Origin of the sequence: Luteolibacter yonseiensis, from assembly GCF_016595465.1 — a bacterium.
Lineage (GTDB): Bacteria > Verrucomicrobiota > Verrucomicrobiia > Verrucomicrobiales > Akkermansiaceae > Luteolibacter > Luteolibacter yonseiensis.
Genome location: NZ_JAENIK010000001.1, coordinates 219,348 through 232,145, shown reverse-complemented (window position 1 = coordinate 232,145; position 12,798 = coordinate 219,348). Strand labels below are relative to the sequence as shown.

5 protein-coding genes are annotated in these 12,798 nt (G+C 63.4%); 2 read left to right on the top strand and 3 right to left on the bottom strand.

Going from position 1 to position 12,798, the window contains the following annotated elements; all coding sequences use genetic code 11:
* The first annotated feature begins 56 nt into the window (after positions 1-56).
* A complete protein-coding gene (locus tag JIN84_RS00855; RefSeq protein ID WP_200349118.1) occupies positions 57-2,186 on the top strand; it encodes a RecQ family ATP-dependent DNA helicase in 2,130 nt (709 codons plus the stop codon).
* 469 nt (positions 2,187-2,655) lie between these two features.
* Here JIN84_RS00855 and JIN84_RS00850 read toward each other — a convergent pair whose 3' ends face one another.
* Positions 2,656-3,960: a DUF58 domain-containing protein gene (locus tag JIN84_RS00850; protein WP_200349117.1), complete on the bottom strand. Its 1,305-nt coding sequence runs from the start codon at positions 3,958-3,960 to the stop codon at positions 2,656-2,658.
* A gap of 204 nt (positions 3,961-4,164) precedes the next feature.
* Between JIN84_RS00850 and JIN84_RS00845 the strand changes: the two genes are divergently transcribed.
* A complete protein-coding gene (locus tag JIN84_RS00845) occupies positions 4,165-6,369 on the top strand; it encodes a molybdopterin oxidoreductase family protein (RefSeq protein WP_200349116.1) in 2,205 nt (734 codons plus the stop codon).
* On the opposite strand, the gene JIN84_RS00840 is transcribed toward JIN84_RS00845, so the two are convergent.
* Complete coding sequence (locus JIN84_RS00840; protein ID WP_200349115.1) at positions 6,370-7,731, bottom strand: sigma-54-dependent transcriptional regulator; 1,362 nt, start codon at positions 7,729-7,731, stop codon at positions 6,370-6,372.
* Positions 7,732-7,802: 71 nt separating this feature from the next.
* Positions 7,803-12,764 (bottom strand): PAS domain S-box protein, encoded by a 4,962-nt coding sequence (locus JIN84_RS00835; RefSeq protein WP_200349114.1) that lies wholly within the window; start codon positions 12,762-12,764, stop codon positions 7,803-7,805.
* Positions 12,765-12,798: the final 34 nt, after the last annotated feature.

Here is a 12,798-nt window from a genome sequence, read left to right as displayed (position 1 = left end):
GCCCGCCGCAGGGGTTGACCACCGCGCACCGGATGCCGTTCATTCCCCCCGAAGAAATGTCCCCTGCCCGCTCCGATTCCAAAACGCTCGTCATGACGCCCCATGAGGCGCTGCGGCGGTATTTCGGCTTCAGCGGATTCCTGGACGGCCAGGAGGAGGTGATCAGTGACATCACCAGCGGCCAGGACGGCCTCGTCGTCATGCCCACCGGCGGCGGAAAATCGCTTTGTTTCCAAATCCCGGCGCTTTGTTTCCGCGGCGTGACGCTGGTGATCTCCCCGCTCATCGCGCTGATGAAGGACCAGGTGGACGCACTCGTCGCCCGTGACATCCCGGCGACTCTGATCAACTCCACCCTTTCCTGGCCGGAGCAGAAGGAACGCCTCGACGGCATGCGCTCGGGAAAATGGAAGCTCGTCTATGTGGCCCCGGAACGCTTCCGGGCGGAAAGCTTCCTCAACGCCCTCAGCGGTATCGAGATCTCCCTTTTCGCCGTGGACGAGGCGCACTGCCTCAGCCAGTGGGGACACGACTTCCGGCCGGACTACCTGAGACTCGGGAGGGCGTTGGAAAAAATCGGCAGGCCGCAGTGTGTCGCGCTGACGGCCACCGCCACCCCCATCGTCCGGAACGACATTTCCAGCGTGCTCGCGCTGCGTTCCCCGTTCGAACACGTCAGCGGATTTTCCCGGCCGAACCTCTCGCTGAACATCACCCCCACGGACAAGGCCGCTCAGAAGGACGACCGCATGAGATCGGTCATCGCCGCGCACAAGACCGGCATCGTCTATTGCGCCACCCGCAAGAAGGTGGACGCCGTTTCAGAAACCCTCGCGAGCTGGGGCGTGAAATGCGTGGCCTACCACGGCGGCATGAGCGACCAGGAACGCGAGCGCGCGCAGGAAATCTTCATCACCCGCAAGGCGGACGTCGCCGTGGCCACCAACGCCTTCGGCATGGGCATCGACCGCTCGGACGTGCGGTTCGTCGTCCACTACGAGGTCCCCGGCAGCGTGGAAGCCTACTATCAGGAAGCCGGGCGCGCCGGCCGGGACGGGGAGAGCTCCGTCTGCGAAATGCTCTTCAACTACGCCGACACCCGGACGCAGGAGTTTTTCATCGATGGCGCGAACCCGAACGCCACCACCATCCGCACCATCTACCAGTACCTGCAGAACGAGGCGGACAAGGACTTCGAAGTCCACCGCACGCTTGAGGAGATCGCGGAGAACTCCGATGTGAAAAACTCCATGTCCGTCGGCAGCGCGCTGGCGATCCTCGCCCGCAGCGGCTACATCGAGCGCTTCGACATCCCGCGCAAGCGCATGAAGGGCACCCGCCTGCTCAAGCCGGACGTGCTTTCCCGCGACCTCAGGCTGGACGAAACCGCCATCGAGGAAAAGGACCGCCGCGACCGCGAGAAACTCAAGGCCATGGTCGAGATGTGCTACTCGCGCATCTGCCGCCAGCAGTGGATCCTCATGTACTTCGGCGAGGCGCACGCCGCCACCTGCGGCACCTGCGATGTCTGCCGCGACGAAGGCTCCGGCATCATGCGGCCGCCGGACGCCGAGGAGGAGATCATCGTGAAGAAGGCCCTCAGCGGTGTCGCACGGATGTCCCGCCGCACGGCGACCGGGTGGGAAGGCAAATTCGGCCGCGGCCGCATCGTCCAGATGCTCGCGGGCAGCCGATCGCAGGAAATCCTCGGTGCCAGACTCGACCAGCTTTCCACCTACGGCATCCTGAAAGACAAGGGCGCGGGCTACCTGAACGCCCTCATGCGCTCCCTCTCGGACGCCGGACTCGTGCAGACCGTGCCCGGCGAATTCCCCCTGCTCACCCTCACCCCGCTCGGCGACCGGGTGATGCGCGGCACCTCGAAGTTCCAGCTCGTCTGGCCGGAAAGCAACGCCGGGAAAAACGAACCCGCCCTCCGCGACCACGGCTACGACGCCCAGCTCTACTCCATGCTGCGCGACATCCGTGAAAAACTCGCCAAACGCGATGACGTCCCCACCTACGTCGTCTTCGGAAACAAGACCCTCGAAGCCCTCGTCCGCTACCAACCCACCAACAAGGCGGAGGCCCTGCTCATCCCGGGCATCGGCGAGGCAAAGGTCCAGCGCTACGCGAAGCCGTTCCTGGAAACCATCCAGGGGTGGAAGAAATATCGACAAGGATAGGTCCTATAGGACTTATAAAATCGAAAGCTGTCGGCGGAACACCGCCACCCGGGTCACGGCTTCTACGAAGGCAATCCACTGACCGTGAAGATCTTGAAAAACCTGCCGTCAGGGGCTGAAAATGACCACGGGCGTCGGTCCCTTAACTCCGACGCCCGCGGTGGCCCTTTGGGGGGCTGTTGTTGTGCTATCCCTTACGAGAAATATCGTGGCACGATTTCGACATTCCGCCATACCGCGATCGCGTAGGCCTCATTTTACGTATACACCCCGTTTCCGGCAGGTGTTCAGGGACCAACAACGCCGGTCGCAAACGGGATGACAGGCCTGAAAATGAACGCGGGCGTCGGTCCCTTAACTCCGACGCCCGCGTGCCCTATGGGGGGGGCTGTTGTTGCTATCCCTTACGAAGGAGATCCTGGCAGATGGCGGCGATATTGCCATTCCGTGATCGCGTGATCTTTTCAGATCAGATCCTGCCCGCCGCCTTGATGTCGAAATAGGAGTTCGCCAGCGCCACGGCGAGTTCCTGCGCGGTGGAGTCCAGCGTGAGCACGCCGAGCGAGCCCAGGGTGGCGAGGATTTCCCGCCGTTCCTGCATGTAGCGATCCGTCGCAAGGAACTGAAGCGCAGAGGAGAACGATTCCACCGGTGTGGCTGCGATGTCCTCCACCACCCGCTCCCGCATGCTCGCCAGCATCACGAGGTGCTTGGATTTCAGAACCTGCAAGGCGGGCACCAGCTCCTTGCCGTCCTCACCCCGCAGGTTGGTCAGCAGGATCACCAGCGACCGGCGGCGTTGCCGCGCCATCAGTTTCTCCACCGCTCCGGCGAAGTCGCTCGGAGCGGCCGTGGTTTGATAATCATACAAATGGTTGAGGAGGACCGGCATGGCATGGGCTCCCTTGACCGGTGCCAGCCAGCGGTCCGAGCCGCCGAAGGATTTCACCGCCACATGGTCGCCCTGTTTCAACGCCACATGCGCGACGAGCAGGATGGCGTTCAACACGTGGTCGAACTGCGGCAGATCGCCGTCCATGGCACGCATCCGCCGTCCGGTATCCAGCAGGAACACCACCGACTGGTTCCTCTGCTCCTGATAGTCCCGGCTGATCAGCATCTGCCGCCGCGAGGATGCCTTCCAATCGATCTGCCCCAGCGGATCGCCGTCCCGGTAATCCCGCAGCTGATGGAAGTCCCGGCTGGAACCCGCCCTGGGGCGTCGCACGATTCCCATGGGATTTTCCCGATGCTTCATCGCCAGCAGGGCGAAGCGGATCACCGGCTCGTAGTTGGGATACACCTTCACCGGCTCGTCCGCCAGGTGCAGGGACCGCCGCGTCCAGAAGCCGAGCGGGGAGAAACGGCGGGCATGAAGCCTGGTGAAAACCACCATCCCGCGTTCCGTCAGGGTGACGGGATAAAACACCCGGATCTCGCGATTGGCCGGCACCACGCCCGTCCAAGGCAGCGATGGAGCCGCCGACTTCTGCGGGATGCCGTCATGGATCTCCAGCTTCGCGGCGGAGCGGCTGTCGTTTCTCAGGGTGATCCTGACCTCGCCGGCCTCGCCAAGCGCGAAGCGTCCCGGCAGCCGCCGCCGGATTTCCAAGGGTTTCCGCAACCAGGCCAGGCCTCCGTCCACCAGCACCACCGCCGCCCCGGCCACCCCGAGCCACAGCCACGGCCCCGTCAGAACGGGCAGCGCGGAGGCCACCGCCGCCAGCAAAAGCCACAACGAGGAAAGCAACAGCAGACGGGAGGTGGGAGTCATCGACAACCGAATCCTGCCGAACCCACACCACACGTCAAAGATTGATTCATCCGGATGCGACGATGCCGGTCCGCCGCAGCGGGCGGATTCCGCAGTGAACGGATTTCATGCCATTCATGAGAAATCTCCGGGACCGGGGCCGGATTGATCGTGGGAGTTCGCACGCCGCATGCTATCCTGCGTCCGGCTCCCATTGTTTTCCTGATGCTCACGCGATTTCTCAAGCAACACACCGGTCCCCTCACCCGCGACCTGGTGCAGGAACCCGGCCACTTCGGCCTGGGGAAAATCCCCTCGCGCCTGATGCCGAGCTCCGCGGCCACCTCCATCTGCGGCTACTGCGCGACCGGCTGCCAGTTGAAGATCCACTTGGACGAAAACGGCGAAGCCATCAACCTGAGTCCGCAGGCGGGATACCCGGTGAACCTCGGCATGGCCTGCCCGAAAGGCTGGCAGGCGCTCGACCCGCTGGATTCCCCGGACCGCGCGACCGCTCCGCTCCTGCGCGACGCCGCGGGAAATCTCGTCGAGACGGATTGGGCGACGGCGCTGGACACCTTCACCACACGGCTGAAGGGCATCCGGGAAAAGCACGGACGCGATTCGGTGGCGTTCCTTTCCACCGGGCAGATCCCTTTCGAGGAAATGTCCCTGCTCGGCTGCCTGTTCAAGTTCGGGATGGGCTTCCTGCATTGCGATGCGAACACCCGCCAGTGCATGGCCACGGCGGTGACGGCCTACAAACAATCCTTCGGCTTCGACGCGCCACCCGCCACTTATGCGGATTTCGAGGAGTCAGACGTCATCGTGCTCGTCGGGGCGAATCTGTGCATCGCCCATCCCATCCTGTGGCAGCGGGTGATGCGGAACCAGCGGAACCCGGACATCATCGTCATCGACCCCCGGGCGACGGAAACCGCCCAGGCGGCGACCCGGCACATCGCGCTCAAGCCGAAGGGCGATCTGGCACTGCTTTACGCGCTCGCCCACTGCATCATCCGCGACGGGCGGGTGGATGAGAAATCACTGGCGAATACCGAGGGCTTCGCGGAGTTCGCCGGATTCCTCAAGGACTACTCCCCCGCCGCCATGGCCGGGCGCACCGGCCAGACGGTGGAGACGATCGAAGCCCTCGCCCGCACCGTGTCGGATCCCGACAAGCGGGTATCCTGGTGGTGGACCATGGGAGTGAACCAATCCCACGAAGGAGTCAGGACCGCGCAGGCGATTATCAACCTGTGCCTCATCACGGGAAACATCGGCAAGCCCGGCACCGGCCCGAACTCGATCACCGGCCAATGCAACGCGATGGGCTCCCGCCTGTTCTCCAACACGACCTCGCTGGTCGGCGGACATGATTTCTCAAACGCCGCACACCGCGAAAAGGTTGCGCAAGGACTGGGCATTCCCGTCGAAAACATCCCGTCCGAATACTCGATGGCGTATGATGAAATCCTGGCCGCCGCGGAATCGGGAAAAATCAAGGGCCTGTGGATCGTCGCCACGAATCCCTTCCACTCGTGGATCAACTCCGGACGCCTCGCCGCCCTGCGCGAGAAGCTGGAATTCCTGGTGGTGCAGGACATGTACCGCACCACCGAGAGCGCGCAGGTCGCGGACCTGGTGCTGCCGGCCGCGGGCTGGGGCGAGAAGGATGGATGCTTCATCAACTCGGAACGAAGGATCGGCACGCTGAAGGCGGTGAGAAGGGCTCCGGGCCTGGCCCTCTCGGATTTCCGGATCTTCCGCCTCATCGCCCATTCGTGGGGTTGTGGCGATCTGTTCTCGGAGTGGACCCATCCGGAAGCCGCCTTCAAGCTCCTGCGCGATCTCACCAAGGATCGTCCCTGCGACATCACCGGCATCGAGGATTATGCCATGATCGACAGGCTCGGCGGCGTGCAGTGGCCCTTTCCGAAAGGATCGGAGGTTTCCCAGGTCGCGAACCTGCAATCGCGCCGTTTGTTCGAGGATGGCGTTTTCCACACTCCTGACAAGAAGGCCAGGCTCCTTTTCTCGCCACCCGCCGACCTGCCCGAGCCGCCGGACTTCGAGTTCCCTTACACGCTGCTCACCGGACGGGGCACCAGCAGCCAGTGGCACACCCAGACGCGGACCGGAAAATCCGACATCCTGAGAAAGCTCTACCCCGAGCATATCTACCTGGAGATCCATCCCGCGGACGCCCGCAAGCTCGGGGTGAAGGATGGAGATGTTGTGAACATCCGCTCGCGGCGCGGCGACATCGAGGCGGCCGTCTATGTCGCACCGACGGTCCAGCGCGGCCAGGTGTTCATGCCGATGCACTACAGACAGGTGAACCAGCTCACGCACTCCGCGTTCGACCCCCACTCGCGCCAGCCGAACTACAAGGCATGCGCCGTGGCGATCACCAGGAAGAAGGGCTAATCACTTCAGCCCATGGCGGCCGAGCAGGTTGTAAACCGAGCGCTCGGAGATCCCGAGTTCGCGGGCGGTTTTCGCCTTGTTCTTCCCTGTCCGCAGATAGGTCTGGATGAAGGCGTCCCGCTCGACTTCCTGGAGCGTCAGTCCGCGGCCGAGTGCGGCGGGAGAACCCGCCGGATCCCGGCGCCCCTCCAACAGGTTGATGAAGTCCTCCGCATGGAGCAGCGGTTTTTCCGCGAAGGCGGTGGCCCGCTCCAGGACGTTCTCCAACTGCCGGACATTGCCCGGCCAATCGAAATTCCGCAGCGCCTCGATGGCGCTTGGCGAGAGCTGCCAGCCTTCCGTGCCGCGGCGGCGGGCGATCTGCCCGAGGATGTCCCGCGTGAGACCGGCGATATCCTCCCGCCGCTCGCGCAGGGAAGGAATCCTCAGCTCGATGATGTTCAGGCGGTAGTAAAGGTCTTCCCTGAATTCCCCCTGCTCGACGCGGTTGCGCAGGTTCACGTTCGTCGCGGCGATGACGCGCGCGTTCGTCTGCAACATCTTGCTTCCTCCCACCCGGAAGAACTCGCGGTCCTGGAGGACATTGAGAAGCTTCGGTTGGAGTTCCGGCGGCAGGTCTCCGATCTCATCCAGGAAAATCGTCCCCTTGGACGCCTGCTCGAAGCGGCCCGCACGCGACGCGGTGGCACCGGTGAACGAGCCTTTTTCGTGGCCGAAGAGTTCGGACTCGAGAAGCTCCCGCGGCAATGCCGGGCAGCTGACCGTGATGAATTCCTCGTTAGCACGGGTGCTGAGCCGGTGGATCTCGCGGGCGAAGAAGGTTTTTCCGGTGCCGCTCTCGCCGGTCAGCAGGATGGTGCTGTCCAGCCTGGCCGCTTTCGCGAGATGGTTCAAAAGCTGCCTGAGCTGCGGGTTGTCGCTGTGCAACGTGCCCTTGACGGATTTTTTCGTGCCGATGCTCGCGGCAACCTGAGGTGTTTCCTTGCGGTTGCTCTTCGCCTGGCGCAGGAGGTCGAAGAGGCGTTTCAGCTCGAACGGCTTGGTCAGGTAGTCATCGGCTCCGGTGCGGAGCGCCTGCACGGCGGTCTCGGCATCGTTGAAGCCCGTCAGCATGATGACAGGCAACGTGGAGTCCACCTCGCGGATGCGGGCCAGAGTCTGGAGCCCGTTGATGCCGGGCAGGCCGTGGTCGAGAATGACGGCCTCGATCGCCGGGTTCAGGATGTCCAGCGCCTCATGCCCGGAGGCAGCGGCGACGGGACGCCAGCCGAGATCCTGCGCGGCGATCACCAGCAGCCGCTGAATGGTTTCGTCGTCATCGACGATCAACAGGTTCGGGGAACTGGCGGAGGTAAGGGACATCAGGAAGGGAAGCTGCGGACGAATTTCAGAGGAACCGGCGGAGTAAGCAAGATTGAACTTGTTCCGGAAAATCAATCCACCTCCGACAACACGCGCTTCAGGCACTTCAGCAAGGTCTCGGCGGAATAGGGCTTCTGCAGGAAATCCCTCACGCCCGCACCCGCGGTGGCCGCGAGCTCGCGGTTCGCGGTGATGCCGCTGGTGGCGATGATCCGGACCGAGGGGTTGATCCTCATGAGCAGCTCGATGGTGGCGGAACCATCCATGACCGGCATCATCATGTCCGTGAGAACCACGCTGATCTCGGACTGGTGGAGGGCGTATTCGGAAATCGCCTCATCTCCATTCTCGGCGAGCAACGTGCGGTAGCCGAAGGTTTCAAGGGTCTGCTGGGTGATCTGGCGGATGGACATCTCGTCGTCCACGATGAGGACCATCTCTCCATGGCCGCGCGGTTGTTCGGAATGGTTCACCGCAAGCACGGAGTCGTCCAGGTCCTGCCGCGCCGGCAGATAGACCTTCATGGTGGTCCCCTCGCCCGGCTGGCTCACCGTCCGGATGAACCCGCCGTGGCTCCTGACGATCGCCAGCGAGGTGGAGAGTCCGAGTCCGGTTCCCTTGCCGACGGATTTGGTGGTGAAGAACGGATCGAAGATCTTTTCCAGGATTTCCGGAGGAATGCCGGCTCCCGAATCCTCCACCTGGATGCAGACATGCGCCCCCTCCTTCGCCTCCAGATTCATGGCGGCGAAGCTTTCATCGATGATGACATTGTCCGCCCGGATGGAAATCCTCCCGCTCCCGGCGATGGCGTCGCGCGCGTTGAGACAGAGGTTGAGGATGACCTGGTGGAGCTGCGTCTGGTCTCCATGGATGGTCCAGAGCTCGCGGGGGGCGACGGCCTCGAGCCGGATGCGCTTGAGGAAGGTGTCCCGGAGGATCGCCTCGACCTCGAGGATGAGCTTGCGCGGATGGACCTCCACCCGCTGGCTGTCCATGCCACGGGAGAACGACAGGACCTGGCCCACCATGTCCGCGCCGCGCTTGGCGCTGCTGGCGATGGTCCTGAGCAGCTCCGCGGAGCGCGGGTCGGAGACGGACATCTTCAACAGTTCGGCGGCCATCGAGATGGGTGCGAGGATGTTGTTCAGGTCGTGGGCGATCCCGCCGGCGAGCGTCCCGATGCTTTCCAGCCGCTGGGCGCGGAGGAACTGCTGCTCCAGCTTGCGGTGTTCCGAAATGTCGGTGTTGATGACGAAGACGCTTTCCGGCTCGCCGTTGGCGTCGCGAACCAGCGTCCAGCGGCCCTCGATGGTGAGATCGCGGCCGGACTTGTCCACCTGGGTGATCTCCCCCACCCACTCGCCCAGTCTCAGGGTTTGTTCGTGGGCCTTGAGGAACGCCGCCTGGTCCTTGAAATGCAGTTCCTGCACCGGCCGTCCGACCGCCTCTTCCGCGGTCCAGCCATACAATCGCTCCGCGCTCTTGTTCCAGAAGGTGATCTTGTGATCGAGGTTCCGCACGAGGATGGCGTCCTGCGCCTTGTCCAGCAGCGAGGCCTGCTCGCGGATCCGGGCATCCGCCTGCTGGCGGTCCAGTTCCGAAGCGGCCCGCGCGGCGAAGATCTGCAGGGTCGACTGCACCAGCGCGGTATCCTCCAGCGGATTGGAAAACATCACCATCATGATGCCGGCCACCTGCCCGGACTGGTGGAACAAGGGAATCCCGGCATAGGATTCGATGCCAAGCTCCACCAGGACGTGGTCCATTGGAAACAATCCCTGCACGTCTTTTTCGATCACGCAGATCTCACCCTCCGCGACATTCTCGCAGGGCGTCCCGTCGAGGTCGTAGCGGAAGTTGTCCTCCAGCCGGCCTTCAAACACATAAGACAGGGTTTCGATCGAGTTCTCGTTCGCGTTATGTCGTCCGATCAGCCCGCATTTCGCACCCAGCGCCTCGACCATGTTGTGCGTGAGCAGTTTGAAAAACTCCGCGCCCGTCCCGCTCGAGACCGCCTGGGCCACCTTGACCACGACCTCCTGCGTGCGCTGGCGTTCCTCGCGGTTGCGGATGTTGCCGATGCCGAAGGCGAGGTCGTTCGCCATGTCCAGCAGCAGCTTGAGCTCGTCCGCCACCTCCGGATGCCGTTCGGTGCCGTAGAGGCAGAGCGCGCCGAAGACCCTGGTCCCGTCACGCAGCGGAAGACAGATCACGCTGCGGTAACCGCGTTTTTTCGCAGGTTCCAGCCAATGGTCGAACGACGGGTTCTCCAGAATGTCATCCACCACCACAAGCTCTCCGCTGCGGATCGCCTGACCCACCGGACCACTGTCCGGCGAGTGCCCGCCGGCCCAGGTCAGCGTCACTTCCGACAGGTAGTCCGACTCGTCACCGACATGCGCGAGCGGGAAAATCGTTTTTTTCTCATCATCCATCGCATAGCCCACCCATGCCATGCGGTAGCGGCCGATCTCCACGGCGATGCGGCAGGCGTCCTGAAGCAACGCCTTTTCCGACGTGGCGCGGATCAGCATCTCATTGCACGAGCTCAGCATCCTCAATGCCCGGTGGGAGCGGTCGAGCTCCCATTGCGCGGCCTTGCTGGCGGTGAGGTCCGTCATCCCCCCCACCATCCGGACGGCCTTGCCCGACGCGTCGCGGATGACCTGGCCGTAGTCCAGGACATAGGACGTCTTCCCCTCCCGGCTGATGAAGCGGTACTCGTCCTTCCAATGGTTCTCCCCGTTCGCGATGACCGCATCCAGCCCCTCCACGACACGGTCCCTGTCTTCCGGATGGATCTGCCGGATCCACACCTGGGTGGACTGGTTGCTGTTGGACTCCTCCCAGCCGAACAATCTGGAAAGGCCGTCGTTCCACCAGAAGGTGTCCGACTCGATGTTCCAGTCCCAGATCGTGTCGTCGGTCGCCGCCGCCACCGACTGGAAGCGGTGGTGGCTCATCAGGAAATCATGCTGCACGCGGGCGCGTTCCGTGCTTTCGAGCGCGAGCGAGATGAGGTTTCCGATCGCCACGGAAAAGGTCTTCTCGTCATCCGTCCAATGCCGGAACGAACCGACATGCTCCAGGCAGAGCACGTGGTTGACCGAGTTCTTGTAGTGGATGGGCACGTCCATCATCGCGCCGATGCCCAGCGGTGACAGATAGTTCTTTGAAAAATCCCGGGTGTAGGGGTCCGTGTGCGCGTCCACGGCGGTGATCGGCTCCATGCAGGCGATCCCGTTGAAATAAACCGGGTAGTCCGCCGCCGCCAGAACCATCCCGGACGAGTGTTCGTTGGAATCCAGTTGGAAAAGATCCATGCACTCGAGGGCTCCCCGGTCCTCGGTGAACCGCCAGATGCTCACCCGCGCGACGTTCAGCGTCTTGGCCGAGGTCTCGGTGATCTGGCGGAAGGCGGTGAGGATCGCCGAACTGTCGTTCGCATTGCTTTTCGTCAGAGCGATGAGCGCGTTGCGCTGGACGAGGTAGCGCAGCTCATCGGCGCGGTTCGCCTCCTCCTCCGCCTTCCGCTGAGTCACATCCCGCTCGACCGCCACGAGATGGGTCAGCTTTCCATCGGCGTCCAGCACCGGCACCATCTCGATCTCCAGACAGATCTCCTCGCCGTTTTTCTTGTAGTTGATGAGCTCGGTGCGGATGGATTCGCCGTTTTCCACCGCTTCGCGGATGAGCTGGATCCTGTCCTCCTGGGTCCGCGGCCCGAGCAGGAAACGGGGCGATATCCCCAGAACCTCCGCACGGCTGTAGCCCATGTGCCGGACGAAGGCGTCGTTCACGAACAGCACGCGCGGCCCGCCCTCCTCCGGCTGCCTGACCTCCGTGATGATGACGATGTCGTTGATGCAGGAGACGCAGTTCTCAAGAATCCTGAGCTGCTCCTCCGACTGCAACCGCTCCGTCACATCGTGGAAACTCACCGCGAGGCCTTCGACCGAAGGATGGGCGTGGAGCTCGAACCACCGGCCGCGGGAAACATAGAAATCCACCAGCTCGACCGGGACCTGCTCCGCCATCGCGCGGCGGCATGCCGCGCCGAAACCATCTTCCGCCGGACAGGGAATTTCATCCCACAGCACCTTCCCCAACAGATCCTGGCGGGTCCTCCCCAACATCCGCTCGGCCTGTGCGTTCATGTAGGTGAACCGCCAGTCGTGATCCACGGTGAAAAACGCGTCTGTCAGACTCTCCAGGGTGGTGCTCAGGCGCAGGGCCATCCGCTCGGCCTCCTCCTTGGCCCGCCTCTTTTCGGTGATGTCCTGCAGCGCGCCCTGGATCCGCGTGACGACGCCCGCGGAATCCCGGATCCCCTCGCCGATGGTCCGCACCCAGATGCGCCGCCCGAGGGCGGTGACGATCTCCATCTCGTCATCGAACGGCGCTCCCTCGAACAAGCATTTTTCAAAAGCGGTCGCCACCTTCCCACGCCATTCGGATGCGTAGAAATCCAGCGCCTGCTCGATCCCGGGCGAGGTCCCGGGAGGCACCTCGTGGATCGCACAGACCTCGTCCGACCAGGTGATGCGGTTCTCCGGAAAATCAATGGTCCACCCGCCGATGTGCGCGGCATTGCTGGCGATGCGCAGGAGGGTCTCGCTCGCATGGAGCTTCTCAGCGGTTTTCCTCCGCTCCGCCGCCAGGCCGATCTCGCGCTCCACCGCGGCACCGAGGCGCGTGAGGTTGTCCTTCAACAGATAGTCGGCCGCTCCCCGGCGGATGGCCTCCACCGCTATTTCCTCACCGAAGTTTCCGGAAATCGCGATCAGCGGGATGTCCTTCCCCGTGGCCTTGAGAATTTCGAGAGCCACGAAAACATCGAACTCGGACATGACATAACCGCACAGGATGATTTCGAAATCCCCCTCGTCCAGCGCCACCAGGAAATCCCCGGCCTTCGAGACGCGCACACACTCCGGCTCATGCCCCTGGCGTGCGAGCGCCTCCAGGATCCGTGCGGAGGACGCATCGTTTTCTTCAGCCAGCAGCAGGCGCAGAGGTCTCTTGGTCATGCTCGGCGCGGGTTGTTGACAGGTCGTATCCTCC